Source organism: Streptomyces griseoviridis (assembly GCF_005222485.1).
Taxonomy (GTDB): domain Bacteria; phylum Actinomycetota; class Actinomycetes; order Streptomycetales; family Streptomycetaceae; genus Streptomyces; species Streptomyces hintoniae.
In genome coordinates this window covers 4,573,039-4,597,563 of the sequence record NZ_CP029078.1, presented here as the reverse complement: position 1 = coordinate 4,597,563, position 24,525 = coordinate 4,573,039, and the positions used below count along the sequence as shown (strand labels likewise).

Annotated in this window: 20 protein-coding genes; 7 read left to right on the top strand and 13 right to left on the bottom strand. The window is 70.1% G+C overall.

The genetic code is table 11. From position 1 onward, the window contains the following. Nucleotides 1-8: 8 nt before the first annotated feature. From DDJ31_RS19585 to DDJ31_RS19575, 3 genes are all read right to left on the bottom strand, one after another. Complete coding sequence (locus DDJ31_RS19585) at nt 9-1,730, bottom strand: protein kinase family protein (RefSeq protein WP_127179009.1); 1,722 nt, start codon at nt 1,728-1,730, stop codon at nt 9-11. Nucleotides 1,731-1,868: 138 nt separating this feature from the next. Further along, nucleotides 1,869-4,160 carry a murein biosynthesis integral membrane protein MurJ gene (murJ, locus tag DDJ31_RS19580; protein ID WP_127179010.1) on the bottom strand — a complete coding sequence of 764 codons (2,292 nt, stop codon included), beginning with the start codon at nt 4,158-4,160 and terminating at the stop codon, nt 1,869-1,871. A 43-nt stretch (nt 4,161-4,203) separates the two neighbouring features. Next, nucleotides 4,204-6,597, bottom strand: coding sequence for a DUF6049 family protein (locus tag DDJ31_RS19575; RefSeq protein WP_127179011.1), 2,394 nt, complete (start codon nt 6,595-6,597; stop codon nt 4,204-4,206). Between the two features lie 254 nt (nt 6,598-6,851). On the opposite strand from DDJ31_RS19575, the gene DDJ31_RS19570 reads away from it, so the two are divergent. Continuing rightward, nucleotides 6,852-8,294: a CCA tRNA nucleotidyltransferase gene (locus DDJ31_RS19570; RefSeq protein WP_127179012.1), complete on the top strand. Its 1,443-nt coding sequence runs from the start codon at nt 6,852-6,854 to the stop codon at nt 8,292-8,294. A gap of 168 nt (nt 8,295-8,462) precedes the next feature. On the opposite strand, the gene DDJ31_RS19565 is transcribed toward DDJ31_RS19570, so the two are convergent. The 4 genes from DDJ31_RS19565 to DDJ31_RS19550 form a co-directional block, all read right to left on the bottom strand. After that, nucleotides 8,463-8,996 carry an LppU/SCO3897 family protein gene (locus DDJ31_RS19565; RefSeq protein WP_127179013.1) on the bottom strand — a complete coding sequence of 178 codons (534 nt, stop codon included), beginning with the start codon at nt 8,994-8,996 and terminating at the stop codon, nt 8,463-8,465. A gap of 124 nt (nt 8,997-9,120) precedes the next feature. Then, nucleotides 9,121-10,383: an MFS transporter gene (locus DDJ31_RS19560; protein ID WP_127179014.1), complete on the bottom strand. Its 1,263-nt coding sequence runs from the start codon at nt 10,381-10,383 to the stop codon at nt 9,121-9,123. 131 nt (nt 10,384-10,514) lie between these two features. Then, nucleotides 10,515-11,597, bottom strand: a complete 1,083-nt coding sequence (locus DDJ31_RS19555) for an inositol-3-phosphate synthase (protein WP_127179015.1) — start codon at nt 11,595-11,597, stop codon at nt 10,515-10,517. A 41-nt stretch (nt 11,598-11,638) separates the two neighbouring features. Further along, nucleotides 11,639-12,322: a PadR family transcriptional regulator gene (locus DDJ31_RS19550; protein WP_127179016.1), complete on the bottom strand. Its 684-nt coding sequence runs from the start codon at nt 12,320-12,322 to the stop codon at nt 11,639-11,641. Between the two features lie 353 nt (nt 12,323-12,675). Here DDJ31_RS19550 and DDJ31_RS19545 point away from each other — a divergent pair, with 353 nt between their 5' ends. Beyond that, complete coding sequence (locus DDJ31_RS19545) at nt 12,676-15,369, top strand: transglycosylase domain-containing protein (protein WP_127179017.1); 2,694 nt, start codon at nt 12,676-12,678, stop codon at nt 15,367-15,369. A gap of 70 nt (nt 15,370-15,439) precedes the next feature. Here the strand turns inward: DDJ31_RS19545 and DDJ31_RS19540 are convergent, their stop codons facing one another. Continuing rightward, nucleotides 15,440-15,883: a DUF2690 domain-containing protein gene (locus tag DDJ31_RS19540; RefSeq protein WP_164784932.1), complete on the bottom strand. Its 444-nt coding sequence runs from the start codon at nt 15,881-15,883 to the stop codon at nt 15,440-15,442. 56 nt (nt 15,884-15,939) lie between these two features. Then, nucleotides 15,940-16,185 carry a LuxR C-terminal-related transcriptional regulator gene (locus DDJ31_RS19535; protein ID WP_127179019.1) on the bottom strand — a complete coding sequence of 82 codons (246 nt, stop codon included), beginning with the start codon at nt 16,183-16,185 and terminating at the stop codon, nt 15,940-15,942. Nucleotides 16,186-16,483: 298 nt separating this feature from the next. Between DDJ31_RS19535 and DDJ31_RS19530 the strand changes: the two genes are divergently transcribed. Then, on the top strand, nt 16,484-18,004 hold the full coding sequence (locus DDJ31_RS19530) for a glycosyltransferase family 87 protein (protein WP_171480856.1): 1,521 nt from the start codon (nt 16,484-16,486) through the stop codon (nt 18,002-18,004). 141 nt (nt 18,005-18,145) lie between these two features. Here the strand turns inward: DDJ31_RS19530 and DDJ31_RS19525 are convergent, their stop codons facing one another. The 3 genes from DDJ31_RS19525 to DDJ31_RS19515 form a co-directional block, all read right to left on the bottom strand. Continuing rightward, the gene (locus tag DDJ31_RS19525) at nt 18,146-19,177 is read right to left on the bottom strand and encodes an alanine racemase (protein ID WP_127179021.1); all 1,032 of its coding nucleotides are present in this window, start codon (nt 19,175-19,177) and stop codon (nt 18,146-18,148) included. A 65-nt stretch (nt 19,178-19,242) separates the two neighbouring features. Beyond that, nucleotides 19,243-20,364, bottom strand: coding sequence for a peptidoglycan bridge formation glycyltransferase FemX (gene femX, locus DDJ31_RS19520; RefSeq protein WP_127179022.1), 1,122 nt, complete (start codon nt 20,362-20,364; stop codon nt 19,243-19,245). A gap of 270 nt (nt 20,365-20,634) precedes the next feature. Then, nucleotides 20,635-20,949: a hypothetical protein gene (locus tag DDJ31_RS19515; RefSeq protein ID WP_127179023.1), complete on the bottom strand. Its 315-nt coding sequence runs from the start codon at nt 20,947-20,949 to the stop codon at nt 20,635-20,637. A gap of 285 nt (nt 20,950-21,234) precedes the next feature. Between DDJ31_RS19515 and rpsF the strand changes: the two genes are divergently transcribed. From rpsF to rplI, 4 genes are all read left to right on the top strand, one after another. Further along, nucleotides 21,235-21,525 (top strand): 30S ribosomal protein S6, encoded by a 291-nt coding sequence (rpsF, locus tag DDJ31_RS19510; protein ID WP_093825641.1) that lies wholly within the window; start codon nt 21,235-21,237, stop codon nt 21,523-21,525. A 77-nt stretch (nt 21,526-21,602) separates the two neighbouring features. After that, nucleotides 21,603-22,211 (top strand): single-stranded DNA-binding protein, encoded by a 609-nt coding sequence (locus DDJ31_RS19505; RefSeq protein ID WP_127179024.1) that lies wholly within the window; start codon nt 21,603-21,605, stop codon nt 22,209-22,211. A 40-nt stretch (nt 22,212-22,251) separates the two neighbouring features. Beyond that, on the top strand, nt 22,252-22,488 hold the full coding sequence (gene rpsR / locus DDJ31_RS19500) for a 30S ribosomal protein S18 (RefSeq protein ID WP_003949403.1): 237 nt from the start codon (nt 22,252-22,254) through the stop codon (nt 22,486-22,488). 18 nt (nt 22,489-22,506) lie between these two features. Then, nucleotides 22,507-22,953: a 50S ribosomal protein L9 gene (rplI, locus tag DDJ31_RS19495; RefSeq protein WP_127179025.1), complete on the top strand. Its 447-nt coding sequence runs from the start codon at nt 22,507-22,509 to the stop codon at nt 22,951-22,953. Nucleotides 22,954-23,185: 232 nt separating this feature from the next. Here rplI and DDJ31_RS19490 read toward each other — a convergent pair whose 3' ends face one another. Then, nucleotides 23,186-24,523 (bottom strand): MATE family efflux transporter, encoded by a 1,338-nt coding sequence (locus DDJ31_RS19490; protein ID WP_127179026.1) that lies wholly within the window; start codon nt 24,521-24,523, stop codon nt 23,186-23,188. Nucleotides 24,524-24,525: the final 2 nt, after the last annotated feature.

Genomic DNA, 24,525 nt, shown 5'->3' with positions numbered 1-24,525 from the left:
CGTGACGGTCAGCCGGTGAACTTCAGGTCCGTGATCGCCTGCTTGTAGCCGGTGCCGCTGTAGCCGTCGCTCGGCGCGTACGGCAGCGCGGTGAACCACACCAGCACGTAGCGGCTCTCGACCGGCTTGGTGACCTTCACGTTCGCCGTGGTGCCGGTCGTCGTCACCGACCCCAGCTTCTTCATGGAGGTGAGAGGGACGGCGGAACTCATGGAGTCGGTCGCGTAGAGCGTCACCGTGGTGTGGTCGCCGCCGAACAGCAGCCCTATCGAGGCGGTCGAGACCGCCTTGGCCGACCCGAAGTCGTAGACGATGCCGACGCCTGGCTTGAACGCGGGGTTCATGTCCGGGCCGTCCTTGTAGCTGGACGTGCGCCAGTACGTGGAGCTGTTGCCGTCGTAAGTCTTGCCGACATCGGCCGGGTGCTGGGGGTCCCCCTTGGCGATGTACTCCTGCGCGCCGGTGATCTTCAGCGGCTTGGTCGGCTTGGGCACGGCGCTGTTCTTGTCGCCGTCGTCCGTCGTCTGGGTCTTGTTCTGGTCGTCGGACTGGTTGCCGCTGTCCATCAGGGCGTCCGCGAGTTGCCAACTGCCGAGGCCGAGGGCGGCGATGAGGAGGGCGGAGACGCCCCACTTCAGTGCCTTGCCGGTCCGGCTCTGCAGCGGGGCGGGCAGGGTCGGCACCGGCGCGGTCACCCCGGGGTGCGGCGCGGGGCGGCCGTAGTTGCCCTGCTGGTACGTCGTGCGCTGGTACTCGGGCGGGGCGGTGAACGTCGGCTCGGGCGGCCGGATGCGCGGCATCTCGCCGATCGCCTTCACCAGCTCCTCCGGCGTGGTGCAGGCCGCCTCGTGCCGGGACGCGGTCGCCCCGTCGTTGGCGAGCGCCCGCATCGACAGCTCGGAGAGCCCGCGGTGGACCCCGGCCCGCACCTGGTCGGGTGCGATGAGACCGATGTCCTTGGGTAGCCCGGAGAGGCCGTAGGCGTCCTCCTCGTACGGCCAGCGCTGGGTGAGCGACGCGTACAGCAGGGCACCGATCGCCTCGGTGTCGGCGCGCTGCGGGGTCTCCGAGGTGACACCGCGCAGGGCCGCGTTCACCGCGAGGCCGCGGATGCGCCACTGGCCGCTTGAAGTGCGCAGCACGGCGTTCGGGTTGAGCCGGAGGTGGGCGAGGCCCTCGCGGTGCGCGGCGGCCATCGCCGAGGCGACCTGACTGACCATCTGGTACGCGTCGTGCGGCTCCAGCGGGCCGGTCGCGAGCAGCGCGGTCAGCTCGATCGCGTCGGGCAGCCATTCGTGGACGACGTAGACGAGGTCGTTCTCCTCGACGGCGTCGAGGACCTGGACGAACCGCGGATCGCCGAGCAGCGCCGACGAGCGGGCCGCGGCCAGGACGGACCGTGCCCGTGCGTGGTCCGCGGGCAGTGTGTGGACGCCGACCGCGCGGCGGAGTTTCTCGTCCACCGCACGCCAGCTGCTGAACCCGTCCAGACGGGTGACGCACTCCTCCAGCCGGTACCGCCTGGCGAGTTTGTGGCCGCTGTGCAGCTCGGGCGGCGAGGCCATCCCGGCACCGCCGGTACCGCCACTCCCCTGTGCCTCGTCGCTCTCCGTGTCCCGCTCCCGGTTCTGGGCCACCCCGTCGGCCGTGGACTGGTCCGCCTGTGCGGTCAGCGGCTGGTCGCCACTGTTGTCTGCCACGTCGACGGCAGCTGTGCTCCGTTCCGCCACCGTCGTCCCTGCCTCCCCACTCGTCGCGCGCCGACCGGTATCCGTGCGGGCCGTCCGACGCCGAAACCAATTGTGCCCACAGTCCGCCGCAATGCACGACACGCAGCGAGGGACGATGGTTGCGCGCCTACCCCTATATCAACGCCCCAGACGCCCGCGCACCATGCCCACGAGGGAGTTGAGCTCCTCGATGCGCATCCGGCGGGCCGCGACGTAGAAGACGACGAGCAGCACCGCACCGCCGGCCAGCAGCGCGGCGAAGGAGCCGAGGACCCCCTGGCCGAGCGTGTGGCCGATCCCGTAGCAGGCGGCGCCGCTGAGCAGTGCCGCCGGTACCGAGGCGATACAGAGCCGAGCATAGGTGCGCAGGACGCGGGCGCCGTCCAGGTCCCCCTGAAGCCGCTTGCGCAGCCGGCTCCAGGCGATGCCGACGCCGATCGCGTAGGCGAGGCCGTAGGAGGCCGCCATGCCGACCACGGCCCAGCGGGCCGGCAGGACGAAGAAGCAGGCCACGGAGGCGGTGGCGTTGACCGCGGCCACGATGACCGTGTTGTAGAACGGCGTCCGGGTGTCCTCGTAGGCGTAGAACGCGCGCAGGACGACGTACTGGACCGAGTACGGGATCAGGCCGAGGGCGAAGGCCATCAGCATGAAGCCCATGTTGGTGGCCTCGCGGGTGCCGGAGGATCCGAAGATCAGCGTGCACATCGGGATGCCGAGGGAGAGGAACCCGAAGGCGATGGGCACGATCGCGACGGCCGTGGTGCGCAGACCCTGCGAGATGTCGTCGCGGACCGCGCCGCCGTCGTTCTCCGCCGCCGAGCGTGAGATGCGCGGCAGCAGGGCGGCCATCAGGGAGACGGTGATGATGGCCTGCGGCAGGCCCCAGATCAGCTGGGCGTTGGCGTAGGCGGCGAAGCCGGTGCCCTCGACCGGGGAGTCCTTGCCGGCGGCGGTGGAGAGCTGGGTGACGACCATGGCGCCCGCCTGGTTGGCGAGGACGAACAGGACGGTCCACTTGGCGAGCATCGCGGCCTTGCCGAGGCCGTGGCCCTTCCAGTCGAAGCGCAGCCGCATCCGGAACCCGGTCTCGCGCAGGTAGGGGATCATCGCGAGGGCCTGCACGACCAGGCCGAGCAGTACACCGACGCCCAGCAGCCGCTGGCCCTCGGGCGGGATGCTGCCGGCCGTCATGCCGGAGCTGCCCGCGCTGCCGTAGACCCAGATGAACGTCCCGAGCGTCACGATGATGACGATGTTGTTCAGGACCGGGGTCCACATCATCGCGCCGAACTTGCCGCGCGCGTTGAGGATCTGGCCCATCACCACATGGACGCCCATGAAGAAGATCGAGGGCAGGAAGTAGCGGGTGAAGGTGACGGCGACGTGGTTGGCGGCGGGGTCGTCGGCGACCGGCACCGACAGCATCCGCACCAGGAGCGGTGCCGCGAACATGGCGAGCGCGGTGAGGGCGCCGAGCGCCACCATCACCAGCGTCAGCAGCCGGTTGGCGTACGCCTCGCCGCCGTCCTCGTCGTCCTTCATGGCGCGGACGAGCTGCGGCACGAACACCGAGTTGAGGCCGCCGCCGACGGTGAGGATGTAGATCATGGTCGGCAGCTGGTAGGCGACCTGGAAGGTGTCGCCGAGCAGGCCGATGCCCAGCGCCGACACGATCAGCGCGGAGCGGATGAAGCCGGTGAGGCGGGAGACCATCGTGCCGGCCGCCATCACGGCGCTCGACTTCAGCAGCCCGGCCGCCTTGCCGCCCTTCTTGGCGGGCGCGGCGGGAGCCGGGGCCGGGGCGGGCGCCTCGGCGGCCGGTGCCGCGGCGCCGTACCCGGCGGCGGCCTGGGCGGGCGCGGGGGACGGGCCGGGAACCCCGGGCCGACCGTAGGACGGCTGCGCGGAGCCCTGCGGCGGGCCGCCGTAACCGCCGCCCTGCGGGGAGCCGCCGTAGCCGCCGCCCTGCTGCTGGTCACGGAAGAGATGGGCGAAGGCGTCCTGCCCGGGGCGCTCGTCGCCGGCCTGGGTGACGAGGTCGTCGACGCCGACGAACTGCGTCGTGCGCGGGTCGTCGCCGTGCGGCAGGTACTGGGTGGCCGCGCCCGGCTCGGGCGGCGGCGTCTGCGCCCACACCCGGGGGTCGGGCGCGTACGGGGTCTGCGGGGGCCGCCCGTACAGCGGCTGCTGCGGCTGCTGGGTGCCCGGGGGCGGCGGCGGGTGCGCGGCCCGGTCGTAGAGCGCCTCGGCGACCGGGTCCTGCGCGGAGAGGTCCTGGGCCCGGTACGGATCAGGCGCGTAGGCGTCCTGGAGGTACATGTCGGCGGGCTGCTGCGGCGGAACCTGGCCGTCCGCGGGCGGCGGGCCCTCGGGGTGACCCGAGCCGCCCGCGCCCTGACCGCGGTCACCGTCGTACGGCGCGTTCATCGCTACCCCACCTCATCGTCCCCGGCCCACCGGCCACGACATGTCAACGGTCCACTCTCTCACCCACGCCGGACGGGTCCGCGCTTTCCGCTGGGGTGTCCGGCGCAGGGTCACTCGGCTGCCCCGGGTCGTCCACCCGGGCGTCGGCGCCGGGCTCCTCCTTGAGCCGGTCCCCGGGGCCCTCCTCCGGGCCCCGCGGCCCGTCGCCGGGACCGCCCGCCGCGTCGGGGCCGCCGCCCTCCGCGTCACGTGCCGCCGCCCGCTTGCGCTGGGTGTACATCCGGAAGCCGGCCAGGACGAGCAGCAGGAAGCCGCCGCCGATCACCAGCATCACGGTGGCCGTGAACTCGGTGACCTTGACGTCGAAGGTGACGGGCGCGCCGTAGGCCTGGCCGTCCTGCGTGTACAGCTGGGCGACCACCGTGGCCTGGCCGTTCGCCTTGGCCGAGGTGGTGAACTTCACCGTCTGCGCGTGGCCGCCCGAGACCGAGACGGGCTGCTCGTAGTAGTCGTGCCCGCCGATCTGGAGGCGGGTCGGGTTGGTCGAGCTGAGCCGCAGCACCAGGTGGTCGACGTTCTGCACCAGGTTGTTCTGCACGGTCACCGGGATCGTGGCGCTGCGCCCCGACAGCTTGGTGTCCGACTTGTCGATCAGCTTGACCTGGTCGGCCAGCTCCTCCAGATGGGCCGCCACCGCGCTGCGGAAGCTCTCCGCCTCGGCCGGCCTGCCGCGCCAGGAGGCGGACATCTCGCGGTTCATGGCCCGCCCGAAGGGGGTCACCACCCGGGACCGGTCGGAGAGGATCACCTGGAAGCTGTCGAGCTTCGCCTCGGTGGCCGCGATCTGCTGGAACGCCGACCGCGGCAGCTGCTGCTTGCGCAGCGCGGCCGGGTAGGCGGACGCCGACGGGATCCGCGTGGTGGCGCCGAGGGTGGGCTTGGCCTTCGCCGCCGCCGTCAGCTCCTGGGAGGTGGACCAGTTGCCGCTCTGCAGGGCCGTCAGCGCCTGAGCCATCGCCTGCGCCTGGCTCGCCGTGGGCATCCGCTGCGGGGCGACGACGACGCTGCGCGCGGTGTCCGTCTGGCCGTTCAGCGACAGGCTCTGGGCGAGGAACTCCTGCACCGCGAGCGTGGACGCCGAGGCGGACGTCAGGTCGCCCTGGAACTCCGTGGAGAGCCGGGCGTCCGCGACCACCGCCGTGGTGCCGCCGCCGATCGGGCGGGCGGCGGAGGGCGTGTAGGTGAGGCCGCCGGTCTCCTGGAGGCTGTCGCTACGGGTGATGATCTTGTCGGCGCCGGCCGAGGTGGCGACCTTGACGATCGACGGGTCGACCGCGCCGTTCACCGGCCACGCGAAGTCGGTGACCGGCTTCACGTGCAGGATCGGCTCGACGGTGTTGGCGACGACGTCGGTGGCGTCCTTGAGGCGGCTCAGCGAGCCCGCGACGCCCGTCCCGTTGTGCGCGAGCGAGGCCAGGTCGGGGTCGGCGAAGGGGAGCGCGACGACCTCCTTGTCGGCCACCGCCTTCTGGACCTGCGCCAGCCACGACTTGGCGACCGCCTGGTGGGTGCCGGCCGTGGTGCCGCCGTCGCCGGTGCGTACCCGGTAGCCGCGGGTCATCGCGTCGACGGAGGCCAGCAGATCGGGGTCGACCACCCAGGTGACGTCCAGACCGGCGCCCAGCGACAGCATCTGGTCGAGGCGCCCGCCGGGGGCGATCTCCTTGGCCAGGTCGTCGTTGAGGAAGACCGGCGTCTGCTGGTCGTTGGCGCCGGTCTCCGCCGTCATGTGCACGGTGGAGATCAGCGGCCACAGATACGTCGTCCGCGTCGTCGGGTCGGCCTCCTCCGACTGGTACGGCAGGAACGTCCGCTGGATGCCCAGGAGCTGGTCCCAGGGCTGCGCGGAGGTCATGCCGGAGAGCGAGACGGCGAACGCGTAGACGCCGTCGTCGCCGAGGTCGAGCTTGTCGACCGGCACCTGGATGCTGAAGTGCTCGGAGACGCCAGGGGTGAGCTTCGCGAACCTCTCGACGTACTTGCCGCCGACCTCCGTCCCCGCGGCGGTACGGACGTCCGTGCTGTCGTCGGTGAGGTCGTCGATCGCCGAGCGGGTGCTGAGCGCGGACCCCACCCGCAGCCCCACATGCGCGTCGGTCACCGCCTGCTTGCCGTTGTTGGTCACCGTGCCCGACACGGTCAGCGTGTCCCCGTCCGTCGGCGCGGCCGGGGTGAGCGTGTCCAGGGCGACGGAGACCGCGCCGGAACCGGCGGCCTCCCGCGCGGACGACTGCTCGGCGGCCTGCGCCGGAGGCGCTGAGGGCAGCTGGAGGAGACCGGCCAGCAGGGGCGCACCGGTGAGCAGTGCCCCGGTGCGCCGCAGCCAGCGGCGGGCAGGTGAGGGACTCGTCCTCGGAAAGTCTGCCGCGTCGGCCACGCGCTGCCCGTCCCTCGTCGTCAGTGGTCGTCGGATTGTGCGTCCACGCATGGTAACGATGCGAGCTGAGCTGAAGTGCCGCGGTCTGCTCCACAAGATCGCCCGGAGGATCAGGCGCGTCCCCTATATCCGCGTATCAAGAGGAGAGCGGTGCTGTGTCTGAAGGGCGGGCCTTGCGGAGGTATCGGGGGAGGTGTCCGTGAACGATTTATGGAGGCGCCCCGTGGTCCGTGGGCCACGTACCCTCTTCTGTTGTGCCGAACGCCAACGAAGAAAATCCCGCCGTCCCGAGCCAGGAGCGACAGCACGCGGTGAGCGAGCCACTGAGTGTCGCCCCCGTCGCCGACGACCTCGCCCGCCGCTTCCAGGAGGCCGGGTTCTCTCTCGCCCTGGTCGGCGGTTCGGTGCGGGACGCGCTGCTGGGCCGGCTCGGCAACGACCTCGACTTCACGACGGACGCGCGCCCCGACGACGTCCTCGCGATCGTGCGGCCCTGGGCGGACGCCGTGTGGGAGGTCGGGATCGCCTTCGGCACGGTCGGCGCGCAGAAGGACGGCTACCAGATCGAGGTGACCACCTACCGGTCGGAGGCCTACGACCGCACCTCGCGCAAGCCCGAGGTGTCCTACGGCGACTCCATCGACGAGGACCTCGTCCGGCGCGACTTCACCGTGAACGCCATGGCCCTGGCGCTGCCCGAGCGGACGTTCATCGACCCGCACGGCGGCCGCGAGGACCTCGCCGCGCGGGTGCTGCGTACCCCTGGCACCCCCGAGGCGTCCTTCTCGGACGACCCGCTGCGGATGATGCGGGCGGCCCGCTTCGCCGCGCAGCTCGACTTCGAGGTGGCCCCCGAGGTCGTCGCCGCGATGAAGGACATGGCCGGCCGGATCGAGATCGTCTCGGCCGAGCGGGTCCGGGACGAGCTGAACAAGCTGATCGTCTCCGCGCACCCCCGCAAGGGCCTGACGCTGCTCGTCGACTCCGGGATCGCCGACCACGTCCTGCCCGAGCTGCCCGCCCTGCGGCTGGAGAGCGACGAGCACCACCGGCACAAGGACGTCTACGAGCACACCCTGATCGTCCTGGAGCAGGCGATCGCGCTGGAGGAGAACGGCCCCGACCTCGTCCTGCGGCTGGCCGCGCTGCTGCACGACATCGGCAAGCCCCGCACCCGGCGCTTCGAGGAGGACGGGCGGGTCTCGTTCCACCACCACGAGGTGGTCGGCGCGAAGATGACCAAGAAGCGCATGACGGAGCTGAAGTACTCCAACGATCTGGTGCGGGACGTCTCCCGGCTGGTCGAACTGCATCTGCGCTTCCACGGCTACGGCACCGGCGAGTGGACGGACTCGGCGGTGCGCCGCTACGTCCGTGACGCGGGCCCGCTCCTCGGCCGCCTCCACCAGCTGACCCGCTCGGACTGCACGACCCGCAACAAGCGCAAGGCGACGACCCTCTCCCGGGCGTACGACGGCCTGGAGGAGCGGATCGCGCAGCTCCAGGAGCAGGAGGAGCTGGACGCGATCCGCCCGGACCTCGACGGCAACGAGATCATGCAGATCCTGGACATCGGCCCCGGGCCGGCGATCGGCGGCGCCTACAAGTTCCTGCTGGAGCTGCGGCTGGAGAACGGGCCGATGGAGCGCGACGCGGCGGTGGCCGCGCTCAAGGAGTGGTGGGCCGAGCAGAGCTGAGCGCGTCCCCTGCGGAGCGGAACGACAGCGGGCGGGGTCATGTTTCACGTGAAACATGACCCCGCCCGCTGTCGTCGGCCGGATGGTCCCGGATCCGCCGAGGGGCGGTGTTTCACGTGAAACACCGCCCCTCGGCGCCGATCCCGCGCCCCCGTACGGAGGCGCGCCCTACTTCACCTCGTTGAGGCAGAGCACCACGTCGTGGTTGTTGCCCGACTGGTAGTAGGAGATCGTCGCGCCCTGCACGGTCTCGCACCGGCTGTCGTCGCTGGTGCCGTCGAACTTCTCGACGACCTTGAACTGCGCCTCGCTGGAGGAGCAGTCGACCGTCTTGAGGTCCGGCTTGGTCTGGCTGCCGTCGTTGTGCATGCAGCTGCCCACCGAGGTGGTCTCCGCGTCGGACTGGAAGACGTAGAACTTCACCACGGCGAGGACGATCGCGAGGACGACGAACGCGCCGACGCGTATCAGCGTCTTGCTCACGCGCCGGCCCCGGGGCGGCGGGACCGGCGCGCCCTGCTGGGGGAACCCGGGGTGGGGCGGGTAGGGCGCCTGGCCCGCGTGCTGCGGGTAGGGCGCCTGGCCCTGAGGGGCCGCCGAGCCTTCGGGGGCGGGCGGGCCCTGGGGAGCTGGCGGGCCCTGCGGGGCGGGCGGCTCGCTCGGCGCGGACGGGTTCTGGCCCTGGGGCGGCGGAGTGGTCACTTGGGGTTCCCCCTAGAACATGAGTATGTGCCGGACATAAGGCCCGGGTAAGACCCACGTAAGTTAACGGGCGCCACTGACAACGCCCCAGCCCCCAGCGGTCTCTGTGTCATTGATGTGACACTTACCAGCGCTCAAAGCGGGCCATAGTCACCGCAACCGCCCCGTAGACGCACGCGACCGTCACCACCAGCACCGACGAGCGGCCGTCCGGCGGGAGCAGCAGGGCGGCCAGTCCGGCGGCGCCCACGAAGGCGAGGTTGAACAGCACGTCGTAGAGCGAGAACACCCGGCCGCGGAACCCGTCGTCGACGGAGGACTGGACGATGGTGTCCGTCGCGATCTTCGCGCCCTGCGTGGTGAGGCCCAGCACGAACGCCGCGACCAGCAGGGGGACCGTCGCGAACGGGAGGCCGAGGGCGAGTTCGAGGACGGCGGCGGCAGCGGCGCACAGGGCGATCCAGCGCACCGCCCCGAACCGCCCCGCGGCCCACGGCGTCACCACGGCCGCCACGAAGAAGCCGGCGCCCGAGACCCCCAACGCGAGCCCCAGCAGGGCGAGTCCCGCTTCGGGCGTCGCCGAGAGGGCGTACCGGCACAGCATCAGCACCAGGACGAGCAGGGCGCCGTAGCAGAACCGCATCAGCGTCATCGTGCCCAGCGCCCAGGCGGCCTCCCGGCGCGCGGGCGCCGCCAGGTGCCGTACCGCGGCCGCCAGGTCGCGTGCGGTGCCGGAAAGCGCCGTCGAGAGGCTGGGGCGTACCAGGGCGCGGTCGGGCCCCAGTTGCTCGCGGCCGAGACGCAGGGAGGCGAGCGCCGCGCCCAGGTACAGGGCGGCGCCGAGCAGCACCACCGCGGCGTCGGAGTCGGCGGCCAGCAGCCGGACCAGGAAGGCGAGGCCGCCGCCCGCGGTCGCGGCGAGCGTGCCCGCGGTCGGGGAGAGGGAGTTGGCCATCACCAGGCGCTCGTCGTCGACGACGCGGGGCAGCGCGGCGGACAGACCCGCCAGCACGAACCGGTTGACGGCGGTGACGCAGAGCGCGGAGGCGTAGAAGAGCCAGTCGGGCACCTGGGCGACGATCAGGGCGGCCGTCGCGCACGCCAGCAGCGCGCGCAGCAGATTGCCGTACAGGAAGACCTGGCGGCGGCGCCAGCGGTCGAGCAGGACCCCCGCGAACGGGCCCACCAGCGAGTACGGGAGCAGCAGGACGGCCATCGCGGAGGCGATCGCGGCGGCCGAGGTCTGCTTCTCCGGGGAGAAGACCACGTACGCGGCGAGCGCGACCTGGTAGACGCCGTCGGCGCCCTGGGACAGCAGCCGCACGGCGAGCAGCCGCCGGAAGCCCCCGAGGCGCAGCAGGACGCGCAGGTCACGGACGACAGCCATACGGCCCAGCCTCACATACGCCGAAAGTCCCCGGATCAGTGACCCGGGGACCTTCGACAGCCCTGGCAGGAGCGATTTTGCGACAGCGTGGAGCGTGGGCGGCCGATCAACCGGTGATCAGCGCGCGTCGCTCAGCGCTCGACCTCTCCCTTGATGAACTTCTCGACGTTCGCGTACGCCTCGTCGTCGAAGTACTGGACCGGCGGGGACTTCATGAAGTACGAGGAGGCCGAGAGGATCGGGCCGCCGATGCCGCGGTCCTTGGCGATCTTCGCGGCGCGCAGCGCGTCGATGATGACACCGGCGGAGTTCGGGGAGTCCCAGACCTCGAGCTTGTACTCCAGATTCAGCGGGACGTCGCCGAAGGCGCGGCCCTCGAGGCGGACGTAGGCCCACTTGCGGTCGTCGAGCCACTGGACGTAGTCCGACGGGCCGATGTGGACGTTCTTCTCGCCCAGCTCGCGGTCGGGGATCTGCGAGGTGACGGCCTGCGTCTTGGAGATCTTCTTCGACTCCAGGCGGTCGCGCTCCAGCATGTTCTTGAAGTCCATGTTGCCGCCGACGTTGAGCTGCATGGTGCGCTCGAGCCGGACACCGCGGTCCTCGAACAGCTTCGCCATCACGCGGTGCGTGATGGTGGCGCCGACCTGCGACTTGATGTCGTCGCCGACGATCGGGACGCCCGCCTCGGTGAACTTGTCCGCCCACTCCTTGGTGCCGGCGATGAAGACCGGGAGGGCGTTGACGAAGGCGACCTTGGCGTCGATGGCGGCCTGGGCGTAGAACTTCGCCGCGTCCTCGGAACCGACGGGCAGGTAGCAGACGAGGACGTCGACGCGCTGGTCCTTGAGGACCTGGACGACGTCGACCGGGGTCTCCTCGGACTCCTCGATCGTCATCCGGTAGTACTTGCCGAGCCCGTCGAGGGTGTGCCCGCGCTGGACCGTGACGCCCTTGTTCGGGACGTCGCAGATCTTGATGGTGTTGTTCTCGCTGGCGCCGATCGCGTCCGAGAGGTCGAGGCCGACCTTCTTCGCGTCGACGTCGAACGCGGCGACGAACTCGACGTCACCGACGTGGTAGTCGCCGAACCGGACGTGCATCAGACCGGGGACCTTCGACGCCGGGTCGGCGTCCTTGTAGTACTCGACTCCCTGCACCAGCGACGCGGCACAGTTGCCCACGCCGACGATGGCCACACGAATCGAACCCATTCCGGTTGCTCCCTGTGTACGAGTGACGTCCGAACGGACCGTCACGTTGCGGTGTCGTCGGACGCATCCGGTCCGGGGAGGTCCCCGGGCCGGGGCAGGGCGCCCGACGCTCCAGATGTGGTGTTCTGCTGAGCGGACCCGCCGGCCGCGAACCCCTTGAGGTCGCGTCCGGCCCGCTCGCTCTCGATGAGCTCGTTCAGCCAGCGCACTTCGCGCTCCACGGACTCCATTCCGTGGCGCTGGAGCTCGAGTGTGTAGTCGTCGAGGCGCTCACGCGTGCGGGCCAGCGAGGCGCTCATCTTCTCCAGCCGCTCCTCCAGCCGGCTGCGGCGGCCCTCCAGCACGCGCATGCGCACGTCGCGCGAGGTCTGCCCGAAGAAGGCGAACCGGGCGGCGAAGGTCTCGTCCTCGTAGGCGTCGGGGCCCGTCTGCGAGAGCAGCTCCTCGAAGTGCTCCTTGCCCTGTGCGGTCAGGCGGTAGACGATCTTGGCCCGTCGCCCGGAGAGCGGTGCCGCCAGGGCGTCCTCGGAGGTGTTGCCCGGTTCCTCTATCAACCAGCCGCTGGCGAGCAGCGTCTTGAGGCAGGGATAGAGCGTCCCGTAGCTGAACGCACGGAACACGCCGAGCGACGTGTTGAGCCGCTTGCGCAGCTCGTAGCCGTGCATCGGGGACTCGCGGAGCAGGCCGAGTACGGCGAACTCAAGGATGCCGGACCGTCGGCTCATCCTCTCGCCTCCTCGTCTTTATCTCGCGCTGATGTATCGACTCGATACATCTAGACGATAGAACGGTGCTGCGGATGCGACAAGAGGTGAGATGGTGAACGGGATCACATCACCTGTTCATCCCCTGCAAGTTGCCTGATTTGGGCTGAAGTTATGGCCTCGGGAGGTTTTGGCGGTGCGTAGTCTGTCCGCCATGCAGACCACCGGGAACCGCGTGACGCGAGGGGGCGTCATGCTCCTCGGTGCAGTACGGGTGAATGAGAAAACGACCCCATCCGTACTTCGGGGGGACCGGAAACCAGCCGCCGTTTCCAGGCGCGCACGGGTGCGCCTGCCCGAGGAGTAGTCGTTCGATGAGCGAGCACCGTCGCAAACCGCCGCAGCCGCAGGGAGGCGGACGTGCCGCGGCCCGACGCGGTCAGTCCGGCCCGTCCTCCGGCCGCCGGGCGGCACCGCGAGGCGCCACCGGGTCCGCGTCCGAGTACGGGCTGGGCCAGGAGCCGATGGACGAGGAGCGGTCGTACGGCGGCCGGGCCGAGTCGAGGCGCGCGTCGCAGAAGAGTGGAGGGGGCCGCCGCAGGGCGGCCGAGCCCGCCCGTGGGGGGCGCCGAGGCGCACCACCGGGCGGTCCGAGCGGGCCGGGGCGGGGCAGAGGACGCCCTGACGAGCCCGGCAAGAAGCGTTTCATCGACTATCCGCGGGCGGGCAAGTACGGCGCCGGCCGCTGGCTGCCGTCGTGGAAGCTGGTGACCGGCGCCTTCATCGCCTTCTTCGGCGGCATGATCGCCGTCGCGGGCGTCGGCTACGCCTTCGTTGTCGTCCCGGACATAGACAAGACCGCCAGCGCGCAGAACAACGTCTTCTACTGGAGCGACGGCTCGCAGATGGTGTCCACCGGCGGTGAGGTCAACCGCCAGAACATCAACATCTCGCAGATCCCCAAGGAGATGCAGTACGCGGTCATCTCCCAGGAGAACAAGACCTTCGAGACCGACGGCGGCGTCGACCCCAAGGGCATCGCGCGCGCGTTCTTCAACATGGCGCGGGGCGGCCAGACCCAGGGTGGTTCCACGATCACCCAGCAGTACGTGAAGAACGCGATGCTGAACGACCAGTCGCAGACCGTCTCCCGGAAGTTCAAGGAGATCCTCGTCTCGATCAAGGTGGGCGCCAAGGTGCCCAAGGACCAGATCATGGCGGGCTACCTGAACTCCGCGTACTACGGCCGCAGCGCCTACGGCCTCCAGGCCGCGTCGCGCGCGTACTTCAACAAGGAGGCCAAGAACCTCAACGCGGGCGAGTGCGCCTTCCTGGCGGCGACCCTCAAGGGCGCCACCTACTACGACCCGGCGGGCAACCCCTCGATCGACTCGGTGAACGCCACCCGGCAGGCCAACACCAGGCGGGCCCTGTCGCAGATGCAGGACACCCTCGACAAGATGGTCGAGTACGGGCACCTGCCGGCGGCCGAGCGGGCCAAGTACACCAAGCTCCCCAAGCTGGAGAACCCGCGCTCCAACTTCGCCCTGAGCGGCCAGATCGGCTACCTCGTCGACCTCGCCAAGGGCTACCTGGTCAACAACACCGACATCACCTCCGAACGCCTTCAGCAGGGCGGCTTCTCGATCCACACGACCTTCGACAAGAACAAGGTCAAGGAGCTGGAGGCCGCCGTCACGAAGGTGCAGAAGGCCAACATCAAGCCCGAGCTGCGCCCGAAGACGGACACCCACGTGCAGTTCGGCGGTGCCTCGGTGGATCCGGCGACCGGTGCCATCCGCGCCATCTACGGCGGCACCGACGCGACCAAGCACTTCACCAACAACGCCGACGTCACCGGCGCCCAGGTCGGCTCGACGTTCAAGCCGTTCGTGCTCGCCGCCGCGATGAAGTGGGGCGTGCGCGACAAGAGCCTCGGCGAGGAGCAGGCGCAGGACGAGCGCACCCAGGTCTCCCCGAAGAGCCTGTTCAGCGGCAAGGACCAGCTGAAGATCAAGAAGTACGACGGGACGGTCTGGCAGAACGAGAAGGGCAAGGAGTGGCTCCAGACCAATGACGGCAACAAGGACTACGGCACTCCGCCCGACTACAAGATCGACCTCCGTGAGGCGATGCGGGAGTCGGTGAACTCCGCGTTCGTGCAGCTCGGCATGGACGTCGGCCTGGACAAGGTCAAGGAGGCGGCCATCGACGCCGGCCTCAAGGAGGACAGCCTGGCGGGCACCAGCTTCCCGTCGTTCTCCATCGGCATCTCCGACCCCAGCGCGATCCGCATGGCGGGCGCCTACGCCACCTTCGCCGCCAGCGGCGAGCGGCGCGACCCGTACTCGGTCAAGAGCGTGACCGACAAGGACGGCACGGTCTACACCCACAAGGTCAAGACCGCGCAGGCGTTCACCTCGCAGGTCGCGGACAACGTCACCGACGTGCTGAAGACCGTGGTGGAGAAGGGCACCGGCAGCAACGCCCAGCTCCCCGGCCGCGAGGTGGCCGGCAAGACCGGTACCACCGACGGCAACAAGTCCGCCTGGTTCGTGGGCTACACCCCGCAGCTGTCGACGTCGATCACGATGTTCCGCTACGACGACGACGAGTCGCAGAAGAACCGGACGTTCCTGAAGATGTTCGGAACGGGTAACCAGGCGAAGATCCACGGTGCGTCGTTCCCGTCCGAGATCTGGCACGACTACATGGCACAGGCGATGAAGGGCCTCCCGGTGGAGAAGTTCCCCACCCCGGAGCCGATCGGCGAGGTCGTCAACGCCGACCCGACGCCGACGCCGACCCCGACCCCCTCCGAGACCGAGGAGGAGTCGCCGACGCCGAGCCCGACGCCGAGCAAGACGGAGACCACTCCGTCGGCGCCGCCGTCGCCGACCGAGTCCTGCCGGTTCAGCTGGCAGTGCAACGAGGACACCGGCGGCACCGACGACGGCGGCACGGACGGCGGCACCTCGCCGTCGCCGACCACCTCGGAGTCGGAGAGCGCCGGCGGGACCACCAGAGGCACCGAGAACGGGGGCATCTTCGGAGGCCCCAACGGATAGCGCGGCACCAGAACGAGGGCCCCGGAGCGACTGCTCCGGGGCCCTCGTCACATCCGGTGCCGCGGTCGCTCTACCAGTAGCCGCTGCACCACACCTCGAGCGTGCCGGCGTCCTTCTGGCAGACGCGGTAGTAGTAGTTGGACCCGCCGAGCATGTTGGACCAGTCCGAACCCCCGTCGGGGATCGCCACCGAGAGCGACTTGAGCAGCGGGGCGCCGCTCTCCGTGCTGTGCTTCTCGATGTAGGCGTAGTGCGCCCAGTAGTCGTCCTTGCCGACCGGGTCGCTCCCGCGGACCCATCCGGCCGCGCACTTGGCGGACCAGCGCAGCTCGGCCTTTCTGATCCCGTCGGAAACGGTCTTCTTCGTCACGGCGTCGGCGTCGCATCCGTAGCCGACCGGACCCTTGTTGTCGCAGCCGGTGCCGGAACAGGAAGCGGCGTACGAGGTGCCGGCCAGCGGTATCAGGACGGCGGCCATGGCCGCCGTGACGACCGCGGACACCCGGACGGACATGTTTCTTCTCATTGAACCTCCATCGTCAGATTCCCCCGGGGCGTGGAGGGCGGGCTTCAGGCGGCTTCGTCGAGCAGCCCCAGCTCGCTCACACGGAGGCCGAGCGCGAACCGTCCGCGCGCTTGCAGGTGCTCCATCAGGCGGTTCACCCTGCGTTGGACGGTGCGGTGGCCCAGCGCGAGATGCTGGGCGATCGCTTGGTCCGGTAGGCCTTTGCGCATCAGGCGCAGTATTTCCAGATCCAGGTTATCGGCGCATAGGCGGTCGATCACTCCCGTTCCCCCATTGGTCGGAATTGCCATCTGCTTTCGATCTTAATTTCCAACTTGGTCTTCACTTTACTGTCACGCATCTGGCCGCGGCAAGATCGACGATGGGCGCTTTCCGGGGTGTATCGGTACAAAAAACTGGCGTGAATCCGCCACGCCTGCCCGGTTTCCATCGCCGTCGCGGTCGGTAATTATGGAGGATCAGGCCGACAAAAGAATTCCATGGCGCCTTCCGGACTTCGGCGGACTTCCCCATTGATTTGCCCCGGCGGCGGTCCGGGCCCGGCGACCGCCGTCGTCGCGCTCAGGCGCATACGGCAGGATGTGCGCCATGCCCAGTGCAGAATCGACGCAAGCGAGCGCGCACGAGCCCGAGCCGGTACTGCCCACCAGGGAGGACCCGGTCGCCCGGTCAGGCAGCGAGCTGATCGGCGGCCCGCTCGGGCGGTTCGCCCTGACCGGCACGTCCTGGTGGACCCCGGTGCGGGTCATCGCGCTCCTGGCGATCGGCATGTTCGCCCTCGGCCTGGTCCAGAAGGCGCCCTGCTACAACGGCGCCTGGTTCTTCGGCGCCAGTTCGCAGTACACCAAGGCCTGCTACTCGGACATCCCGCACCTGTACCAGGGGCGCGGTTTCGCCGACGGGCTCGTGCCGTACTTCGACAGGCTCCCCGGCGACATGCCCTACCTCGAGTACCCGGTGCTCACCGGCGTGTTCATGGAAGTGGCCGGCTGGCTCACGCCGGGCAGCGGCACCATCCAGCACCAGGAGCAGTGGTACTGGATGGTCAACGCCGGGATGCTGATGGTGTGCGCGGCCATCATCGCCGTCTGCGTGACCCGTACGCACGCCAGGCGCCCCTGGGACGGCCTGCTGGTCGCCCTCGCGCCCGCCTTCGCGCTCACCGCGACCATCAACTGGGACCTGCTGGCGGTCGCTCTGACGGCCGCGGCGATGCTGATGTGGTCCCGGAGCCGCCCGATCGCCTTCGGCGTCCTCCTGGGGCTCGCCACGGCCGCCAAGCTCTATCCCCTCTTCCTGCTCGGCCCGCTGTTCGTGCTGTGCTGGCGGGCGGGCAGGTGGCGGGAGTTCGGCAAGGCCCTCGGCGGCACCGCCGTCGCCTGGATCGTGGTCAACCTGCCGGTGATGGTGCTCGCCTGGGACGGCTGGGCGCAGTTCTACCGCTTCAGCCACGACCGGGGCGTCGACTTCGGCTCGTTCTGGCTGATCCTGGCCCAGAACTCGACCGACCCGCTGACCACCGACACCGTCAACACCCTGGCCACGCTGCTGGTGCTGCTCGGCTGCGCGGGCATCGCCGCCCTCACGCTGACGGCGCCGCGCCGGCCGCGGTTCGCGCAACTCGCCTTCCTGGTCGTCGCGGTGTTCATCCTCACCAACAAGGTCTACTCGCCGCAGTACGTGCTGTGGCTGGTGCCGCTGGCCGTCCTGGCCCGGCCCAAGTGGCGCGACTTCCTGATCTGGCAGGCCTGCGAGGTCCTGTACTTCCTGGGCATCTGGATGTACCTCGCCTACACGACCAGCGGAGACGCCCACAAGGGACTGCCGCAGGACGGCTACCACTGGGCGATCGCCGCCCACCTGCTCGGCACGCTCTACCTGTGCGCCGTCGTGGTGCGCGACATCCTGCTGCCGGAACGGGACCCGGTGCGCAGGTCGGGCGACGACGATCCGTCGGGCGGCGTGCTCGACGGGGCCCGGGACGTCTTCGTGCTCGGCGCCGCGGCCCGCCCGGTGCGTCAGGAGGCGCCCGTGGAGGGGCCGTCGGTGGACTGGGGCAGCGGCGCCGCGGGCGGGCCAGGACCGTCCCCGGCGGACCGTTCGCTCTGAGCGAACACGACCGGAACGCGACCGGAACCGCCGACTCCGGTCGGCCGCGCGCGCGGCGCACGACGAAGGGCCGTACCCGAACAGCTCGGGTACGGCCCTTCACGCGTGCGTGCGCGCGTCCCACGCGGGAAGCAGCGCTCGTCAGCGGTCCATGATGCGGTCGAACTGCGTGGTGGTGTGCCGCAGATGGGCCACCAGTTCCTCGCCGACCTGCGGCTCCGGCGCGTCCGACGGCACGAACAGGATCGACACCTGCATGTGCGGCGGCTCGGCGAACCAGCGCTGCTTGCCGCCCCAGACGAACGGCGCCAGGTTCCGGTTGACCGTCGCGAGACCGGCCCGCGCCACGCCCTTGGCGCGCGGCATGACGCCGTGCAGCGCCTTGGGGGCCTCAAGGCCCACCCCGTGCGAGGTACCGCCCGCCACGACCACCAGATAGCCGTCGGAGGCCGCCTTCTGCTGGCGGTAGCCGAACCGGTCCCCCTTGGCGACCCGCGTCACGTCCAGGACCGCGCCGCGGTACTCCGTCGCCTCGTGGTCCCCCAGCCACAGCCGGGTGCCGATCCGGGCGCGGAACTGGGTCTGCGGGAACTGCTGCCGCAGCCGCGCCAGTTCGTCGGCCTTGAGGTGGCTGACGAACATGGTGTGCAACGGCAGCCGGGCCGCGCGCAGCCGGTCCATCCAGCCGATGACCTCCTCGACGGCGTCCGAGCCGTCGGTACGGTCCAGCGGCAGGTGGATCGCGAAGCCCTCCAGCCGGATGTTCTCTATGGCCGAGTGCAACTGCGGAAGGTCCTGCTCACTGATCCCGTGCCGCTTCATCGAGGACATCACCTCGATCACCACCCGGGCGCCGACCAGGCCGTACACCCCGTCCACCGACGACACCGAGCGGATCACCCGGTCGGGCAGCGGGACCGGCTCCTCGCCGCGCCGGTACGGCGTCAGCACCAGCAGGTCACCGCCGAACCAGTCCTTGATCCGCGCCGCCTCGTACGTCGTCCCGACGGCCAGCACGTCCGAGCCGAGCCGGGTGGCCTCCTCCGCCAGCCGCTCGTGCCCGAAGCCGTAGCCGTTGCCCTTGCAGACCGGGACGAGCCCCGGGAACTGCTCCTGCACGTGCTTGTGGTGCGCACGCCAGCGCGCGGTGTCGACGTAGAGCGTGAGCGCCATGGCCGGACCTGGGACCTTTCTCGTGGCAGCGGTGTGTCAGAGGTATCGAATCACTGAACGTGACGTCAGCGGCGCGACATGTAGATGTCGAGCGCCTTGTGGAGCAGCTTGTTGAGCGGGAAGTCCCACTCGCCGAGGTACTCCGCGGCCTGGCCGCCGGTGCCCACCTTGAACTGGATCAGGCCGAAGAGGTGGTCGGTCTCGTCCAGCGAGTCGGAGATGCCGCGCAGGTCGTAGGCGGTCGCGCCGAGCGCGTAGGCGTCCCGCAGCATCCGCCACTGCATCGCGTTCGACGGCCGCACCTCGCGCCCGATGTTGTCGGAGGCGCCGTAGGAGTACCAGACGTGCCCGCCGACGATCAGCATCGTCGCCGCCGACAGGTTGACCCCGTTGTGGCGGGCGAAGTACAGCCGCATCCGGTTGGGGTCCTCGGTGTTGAGGGCCGTCCACATGCGCTGGAAGTACGAGAGCGGGCGAGGCCTGAAGTGGTCGCGCACGGCCGTGATCTCGTACAGCCGCTGCCACTCCTCCAGGTCCTGGTAGCCGCCCTGGACGACCTCGACGCCGGCCTTCTCGGCCTTCTTGATGTTGCGCCGCCACAGCTGGTTGAAGTTCTTGTGGACCTCTTCGAGGGAACGGTTGGCCAGCGGCACCTGGAAGACGTAGCGCGGCTGCACGTCGCCGAAGCCGGCGCCGCCGTCCTCGCCCTGCTGCCAGCCCATCCGGCGCAGCTTGTCGGAGACCTCGAAGGCGCGCGGTTCGATGAAGTCGGCCTCGATGTCCCGCAGCCGCTTCACGTCCGGGTTCTGGATGCCCTGCTTGATCGAGTTCGCGTCCCAGCGCCGGATGATCACCGGCGGGCCCATCTTCACCGAGAAGGCGCCCTGGTGCTTGAGGTGGGCGAGCATCGGCTCGAGCCACTCGGTCAGGTTCGGCGCGAACCAGTTGATGACCGGGCCCTCGGGCAGATAGGCGAGGTAGCGCTTGATCTTGGGCAGCTGACGGTAGAGGACGAGCCCCGCGCCGACCAGTTCACCGGTCCGGTCGTCGAACCAGCCGAGGCTCTCCGCGCGCCACTCCGCCTTGACGTCGGCCCAGGCGGGAACCTGCATGTGGCTCGCCGACGGCAGGCTCTGGATGTACGCCAGATGCTGCTCGCGGCTGATCGTCCTCAGGGTCAGGCTCATTCGGGGCGCTCCTCGGGCTGGGGTGTCCCCATGGGTACAGGGGCTCCGGCTCTCGCGCCGAAGCCTACTGCGCCGTGCGAGCGCCCCGGATGGGCGTACGGAAGCGGCGCCCCGACCCACACGCGGCCGGGGCGTTCCACCCTGTTTTGTACGGCTTCCCGGCGGGTGGCGGGGTACTCCCGTCTCCGGGTGCGGACCGGCGGTCCCGGTTCCGGCCGCCCGCCGGGGGCCGTCCGCGGGGTCGGAGGACCGGAGCGGAGGACCGGGGCGCTAGCCGACGATCCCGCCGAACAGCCCGCCGTGGGCCATGCCGAGGAAGAAGCCGATCGCCGAGGCGCCGAGACCCAGGATGAGCCCGAACCGCTCGCGCGTCGTCACCGAGATCCACTGGCCGTACGCCCCGGTGAAGATGCCGATCAGGCCGGCCCAGGAGCTGACCAGGTGCAGACTGTGGAAGATCGCTGTGATGGCCGCCGTGAAGCCGAGCACCAGCGTCACCGCGAGCAGCGTGTCCTGGAGGGGATGGGACTTTCCGTCCGTGGCGAAGAGTCCGCCGACGGTGTTGGGTCGCATTGCCTGTGCCATGAGGCACCTCCTGCGGAAGGCGGCGCATCGTAGCGCCATACACACCCGATGTGTACAAGTTGACTGCCCGAGGGGCCGGATTTCAACCGGAAGCCGCCGTGCGGGTAGTCTGTACCCTCTGCACCGGTGTCTGCCCAGGCAGTGCCCAGGATTCGTCCGGGCCGCTCGGGGATGTCGCTCGTCGACCCCCGATTGTCAGTGGCGGCCGATACCGTTGCGTACGCATCACAACCCTCCTGCCACGGAACGACCGTGGCCGCTGAGTCCAAAGGAGGTGGGTTCCACATGCGTCACTACGAGGTGATGGTCATCCTCGACCCCGATCTCGAGGAGCGCTCTGTCTCCCCGCTGATCGAGAACTTCCTCTCCGTCGTCCGTGAGGGCAACGGAAAGGTCGAGAAGGTCGACACCTGGGGCCGTCGTCGTCTCTCGTACGAGATCAAGAAGAAGCCCGAGGGCATCTACTCGGTCATCGACCTGCAGGCCGAGCCTGCGGTCGTCAAGGAGCTCGACCGCCAGATGAACCTGAACGAGTCGGTCCTCCGGACCAAGGTCCTCCGCCCCGAGATGCACTGAGCCACCGGCTCAGTTGATCTCGGGATTCGAGTAGCAGCACCAGCAGCCCAGCAGCAAACCCGCCGAGAGGTTCCCCCATGGCAGGCGAGACCGTCATCACGGTCGTCGGCAATCTTGTCGACGACCCCGAGCTGCGCTTCACCCCTTCCGGTGCGGCCGTCGCGAAGTTCCGTGTCGCGTCCACGCCCCGGACCTTCGACCGTCAGACCAACGAGTGGAAGGACGGCGAGAGCCTGTTCCTGACCTGCTCGGTCTGGCGTCAGGCGGCTGAGAACGTCGCCGAGTCCCTCCAGCGAGGCATGCGCGTCATCGTGCAGGGCCGGCTGAAGCAGCGGTCCTACGAGGACCGTGAGGGCGTCAAGCGCACGGTCTACGAGCTGGACGTCGAGGAAGTCGGCGCCAGCCTCCGCAGTGCCACGGCGAAGGTCACCAAGACGGCCGGTGGCGGTCGCGGTGGCCAGGGTGGTTACGGCGGCGGCAGCGGCAGCGGTGGCGGCGGCGGCCAGGGTGGCGGCGGCTGGGGTGGAAACTCCGGCGGCGGCCAGCAGGGCGGCGGCGCTCCCGCGGACGACCCGTGGGCGACCGGCGGTGCTCCCGCCGGTGGCAACCAGGGCGGCGGCGGTGGCGGCGGCTGGGGTGGAAACTCCGGCGGCGGCGGTGGCTACTCGGACGAGCCCCCCTTCTAGGGCTCGCATCCCCACTTCTTGATCACACAGGAGAAACACCATGGCGAAGCCGCCTGTGCGCAAGCCTAAGAAGAAGGTCTGCGCTTTCTGCAAGGACAAGGTCACGTACGTGGACTACAAGGACACGAACATGCTGCGGAAGTTCATTTCCGACCGCGGCAAGATCCGTGCCCGCCGCGTGACCGGCAACTGCACGCAGCACCAGCGTGACGTCGCCACGGCCGTGAAGAACAGCCGTGAGATGGCGCTGCTGCCCTACACCTCCACCGCGCGATAAGGGAAGGGTGACCGACAAATGAAGATCATCCTCACCCACGAGGTCTCCGGCCTCGGTGCCGCGGGCGACGTCGTCGACGTCAAGGACGGTTACGCTCGCAACTACCTGATCCCGCGGAAGTTCGCTATCCGCTGGACCAAGGGTGGCGAGAAGGACGTCGAGCAGATCCGTCGCGCTCGCAAGATCCACGAGATCCAGACCATCGAGCAGGCCAACTCCGTGAAGGCCCAGCTCGAAGGCGTGAAGGTCCGTCTGGCCGTCCGCTCCGGCGACGCCGGTCGTCTCTTCGGTTCCGTCACCCCGGCCGACGTCGCTTCGGCGATCAAGGCTGCCGGCGGCCCCGAGGTCGACAAGCGCCGCATCGAGCTTGGCTCGCCCATCAAGACCCTGGGCGGGCACGAGACGTCCGTGCGTCTGCACCCCGAGGTGGCCGCCAAGGTCACCATCGAGGTCGTCGCGGCCTGATCGCCGTGCTCGGCTGAACAGCTGAGAGAAGGGCCGCACCCCACCGGGTGCGGCCCTTCTTCGTGTTCTGACGAGGGGTGGACGGGAGGCGTACGGGGGCGGGAGCCGATGTTTCACGTGAAACGGCGCGCGGGTGAGCGTGCGGACCCGGGCAGGGTTGCGGCGGCTCGCGCGCAGGTTCGGCGGTGCGGCTGGGGGCTGGGAGCTGGGTTGAGGGGCTGGGGCGCTGAGGTCAGCGGGTCGCGCCGGTCACGATCCAGCGGCCGGAGCGGGTGCGCAGCCAGAGGGTCACCAGGCGCACGGTCATCATCAGCGTCATGGCCGCCCAGAGCGCGGTGAGCCCGCCGCCGAAAGCCGGGACCAGCAGGGCGACGGGGGTGAAGGCCGCCAGGGTGAGCAGCATGGCCCAGGCCAGATACGGGCCGTCGCCCGCGCCCATCAGGACGCCGTCCAGGACGTAGACGATGCCGCAGACCGGCTGGGCGAGCGCCACGATCACGAGTGCGGGGAGCGCGGCGTCCTTCACGATCTGGTCGCCGGTGAACATCGCCAGGAAGGCGGGCCGGGTCGCCACCACCAGCAGTCCGAGGACGACACCGACCGCGGTGCCCCACTGCACCATGCGGCGGCAGGCGGCACGGGCGCCCGCGGGATCGTCGGCGCCGAGGTAGCGCCCGATGATGGCCTGCCCGGCGATGGCGATGGCGTCGAGGGCGAAGGCCAGCAGGCTCCACAGGGACAGGATGATCTGGTGGGCGGCGATGTCGGCGTCGCCGAGCCGGGCGGCGATGGCCGTGGCGATCATCAGGACCGCCCGCAGCGACAGGGTGCGGATCAGCAGGGGCACACCGGCCTGGGCGGAGTTGCGTATCCCGGCGAGGTCGGGACGGAGGGAGGCGCCGTGCCGGCGGGCGCCCCTGACGACCACGACGAGATAGACGGCGGCCATGCCGCACTGGGCGATGACGGTGCCCCACGCGGAACCGGCGATGCCGAGACCGGCGCCGTAGACGAGGAGCACGTTGAGGAGACCGTTGGCGATGAAGCCGGCGCCGGCGACGTAGAGGGGGGTCCTGGTGTTCTGGAGGCCACGCAGGACGCCGGTCGCGGCGAGCACGACGAGCATGGCTGGGATGCCGAGGACCGAGATGCGCAGATAGGTGGTCGCGTAGGGTGCCGCCGTGTCGGAGGCGCCGAAGAGTGCCACCAGAGAGGGCGCCGTGGGCAGGGCGACGGCGATCACGGCGGCGCCGATCAGGAGCGCCAGCCAGATGCCGTCCATGCCCTGGCGGATCGCGGCCGGGAGATCACCGGCGCCGACGCGGCGGGCCACGGCCGCGGTGGTGGCGTAGGCGAGGAAGACGAAGACGCTGACGGCGGTGGTGAGAAGGGCCGAGGCGACGCCGAGCCCGGCGAGCTGGGCGGTGCCGAGATGGCCGACGATGGCGCTGTCGGCCATGACGAAGAGTGGCTCGGCGACGAGCGCGCCGAAGGCCGGCACGGCCAGCGCGACGATCTCACGGTCGTGCTGCCGCCGGGTGGCCTTGGGTGTCGCGGGAGCCTGGGTCATGA